The sequence below is a fragment of the Oceanispirochaeta sp. genome, assembly GCF_027859075.1.
Classification (GTDB): domain Bacteria; phylum Spirochaetota; class Spirochaetia; order DSM-2461; family DSM-2461; genus Oceanispirochaeta.
On sequence record NZ_JAQIBL010000008.1, the window covers coordinates 1 to 3309 of the forward strand.

The window sequence follows — 3309 nt, forward strand, 5'->3', positions numbered from 1 at the left end:
GATGCCGAGTATGGTCACGAAAGGATCTGCCGCCTGGTGGAGGCCATCAAAGACCAGACAGGCGGAAAGGCGGCCCTGACCCTCAGCTGCGGCATGAGAAGTCTCAGTCAGTACAGGGAGATGAAAGCCGCCGGAGGGGACCGTTACCTCCTCCGATTCGAGACCTCAGACCCGGAACTACATGCCTATTTGAGGAATGGAAGCTCCCTGGCCTCCCGTCTCCAGGCGCTGGAACATTTTCGGGAGGCCGGTTTTCAGACAGGAAGCGGCTATATGCTGGGACTCCCGGGAGAAAAAGAGGAAACCAGACTGAAAAATGTGCTTCTGGCACAGAGACTGGAACTGGATATGGTGGGAATCGGACCCTTCATCCCCCACCCCGACACCCCTCTGGGTACTGCCGAACAGAAGCCCCTGGAAGCAGCTATCCGGGGGGTGGCCCTTCTCCGGCTGGCTCTGCCGGAAGCCCATATCCCCGCCACAACGGCGGCCGGGTCCCTCCAGAGGGACGGCCGGGAACAGATGATCAGCGCCGGGGCCAATGTGCTGATGCCCAACCTGACTCAGGTAGAATTCAAAAAAGACTATCAGCTCTACCCCGGTAAAATCTGCCTGGATGAGAGCGGAATTCAGTGCATCGGCTGTCTCTCCCTGCGGGTGAAACCCCTGGGCCGGGAGATCAGCTTTAAACGGGGCGACGCCCCCCGGCTTGAGCTTTATCAAGAAGCCTGTGGAGAGTCTCAAGGATGAAGCATTATGGCAGTGAAACAGAAAAAGCCCTGTCGATTCTGGGTACCGGACAGACGCCCCGGGTACTGATAAGAGCCTATGGCGAGGTCAATCTGGCCTGTCTCCGGGCACAGCAGGAGCAGGCCTCCCTCTATCCTCCGGATTTTTTTCTTCTGCTGGAAGAAGCAGCCCTCGAAGTCATTGAGGGAAGGCATGACGATCAATTCCCCCTGCCCCTGACCCAGGGCGGTGCCGGAACCAGCCTTCATATGAACATCTGTGAGGTCCTGGCCTCCCTGGCGAACAGCCGTTCTGACGGGGATTTCCGAGCTCAGCCCCTGGAGCATATCGGGTTGTTTCAATCTACGAATGACACCTTTTCCACGGCGGTCATCCTGATGAGTTTCCGCATACTGGAGGACGTGGAAGAGCAGACGGTGCGGCTCCAGGAAGAGCTGGTGTCCCGGGAAACCCTCTATCAGGAGTGGATCATGACGGGAAGGACCGAATTGCAGGACGCCCTGCCCATGACACTGGGACAGCTTTTCGGATCCTGGGCGGGTCCGGTGGAAAGAGACCGCTGGAGGCTGAACAAGGTCAGAGAACGGCTGCGCCAGATTCCCCTGGGGGGAACCGCCATCGGGACTGGATTTTCCGCTCCCCGGAGCTACGTTTTTGCCGCAGAAAAAGCCCTGCGGAAGATAACCGGCTTACCCCTGTGCCGGAGTCAGAACCTCTGCGACCAGGTGGCCCATTGGGACTCCCTGGCAGAAAGTGCCCGGGCCCTGGGTCTCTGTGCCGAAAACCTGGTGAAATGGACGGGAGACCTTCTCCTCTACTCCTCCTCCTTTCTGAGTGAGATATGCCAGGAGGAACAGCAGTACGGCTCTACCATCATGCCCGCCAAGGCCAATCCGGTGCTCATCGAGCTGATCAGAGGCTTGAGCCTGGAGGTCTGTTCTGCGGCGGAACTGCTCTGCCGCTACGCCAGCGAAGGCCAGTTGCAGCTCAATGCCTACCTGCCTTTTATGGCAGAACAGATGATCCGGATATCTGAAAAACTGGGAAAGGCCCTGACTACCGCCTCCGAGAGTCTCCTGCCGGCATTGAAACCCGACAGGGCTCTGCTGGAGGAACACCTGGTCAACTCTCCGGCCCTGTTGAATGCGTTGAGAGAGCCCCTGGGCTACCAGGGAGTCAAAGACCTGCTCCCGGAACTCAGAAAGGCAGGCCTCAAAGACAGACAGGAGCTGATTTTCTGGCTGGCAGAGCAAACAGACCTCGGTTTAAGTGATCTGGAACAGCGCTTTCACCTGCACCATCTCACATCAGGAGGAAATTAATGAGTCAGACAGAAACAGCCCTGGCAGAAATGCACCACTTCGTGCTCGCGGGGGTCCGGAATGCGGGGAAGTCCTCTCTTATGAACAACCTGTTTCAAAAAGAAGTGGCCATCGCCTCAGGAACTCCCGGAACCACCACAGATCCGGTGACCCGGAAAATTGAATTGGGAAAACTGGGACTCTGTTCCCTGACGGACACGGCCGGACTGGACGACAGGGGAAATCTGGGTGAACAGAGGATAAAGAAGAGCCGGGAAAGGATGCAGAATGCCGACCTGATCCTCTTTGTCAGCCCTGCGGATCGTCCTCTCTGCGAGGAAGAAAAAGAACTGAAAACCTGGCTGGAAGAACAGAAACGTCCCTGGCTGGGAGTGTTAACCTTTTCAGACAGGCCTGTGTCCGAGGAGAAAGAGGGCTTTTTCCCCCCGGACAGGCAGATTCGAGTCGATAACTCCAACCCCGACTCCACCCTGGCTTTGATAAGCCGGATGGAACAGTTCAGCCAGAGTCTTACAAGAGAAATGACCCCCGTGGAGGGGCTGGTACAGGAGCAGGATCTGGTGATTCTGGTGACTCCCATCGACCTGGCCGCCCCGGCGGGTCGGCTCATCATGCCTCAGGTGGAAACCATCCGGGATCTGCTGGACCGGGACTGTGCCACCCTCATCGTCAAGGAGAGGGAGCTCTATCATTTTTATCATAAGCTGGGGATCAGGCCTGCTCTGGTGATCACCGACAGTCAGGCCTTTCATAAGGTGGCCGCCGATATACCGGAGGATCAGCCCCTCACTTCCTTCTCCCTGCTTTTTGCCCGGAAGAAGGGAGATCCCGCCTGGTTTATCCGGAGCCTGAAGGCTCTTCAGAACTTCCCCGAAGACGGCCGGGTTCTGGTGATGGAAGCCTGCTCCCACCACAGACAGGCGGAAGACCTGGGGACAGTGAAGATTCCCCGGCTTTTCCGTCAGATGGTGAGTTCCCGGGTAGAGTTTGCCCACAGCCGCAGCCTCCCGGAGAACCCTGATGAGTGGGACCTGATCATTCACTGCGGAGGGTGCATGACCACACAAAAAGCCATGGACAGCCGGCTGGAACTCTTTCGGAGCCGGGATATTCCCGTCCTCAACTACGGTCTGTTTCTCGCCTGGGCCAATGGGCTTCTGCCAAGAGCATTAGAACCTTCTCCTGATTTGATAGAATTATATCACAGGGAGTAGTTCAATGTACCCGAGCAATATTA

General features: G+C 57.2%; 3 protein-coding genes. All 3 read left to right on the top strand.

The window, feature by feature from the left end:
- Window positions 1–750, top strand: a 750-nt coding sequence (locus PF479_RS00750; protein WP_298001224.1) for a radical SAM protein, incomplete at its 5' end; no start/stop codon positions are given.
- Complete coding sequence (locus tag PF479_RS00755; RefSeq protein WP_298001226.1) at window positions 747–2072, top strand: lyase family protein; 1326 nt, start codon at window positions 747–749, stop codon at window positions 2070–2072. The genes PF479_RS00750 and PF479_RS00755, both read left to right, overlap by 4 nt.
- Complete coding sequence (hydF, locus tag PF479_RS00760; protein ID WP_298001244.1) at window positions 2072–3286, top strand: [FeFe] hydrogenase H-cluster maturation GTPase HydF; 1215 nt, start codon at window positions 2072–2074, stop codon at window positions 3284–3286. Before PF479_RS00755 ends, hydF begins: the two co-directional genes overlap by 1 nt.
- The last annotated feature ends 23 nt before the right edge of the window (window positions 3287–3309 follow it).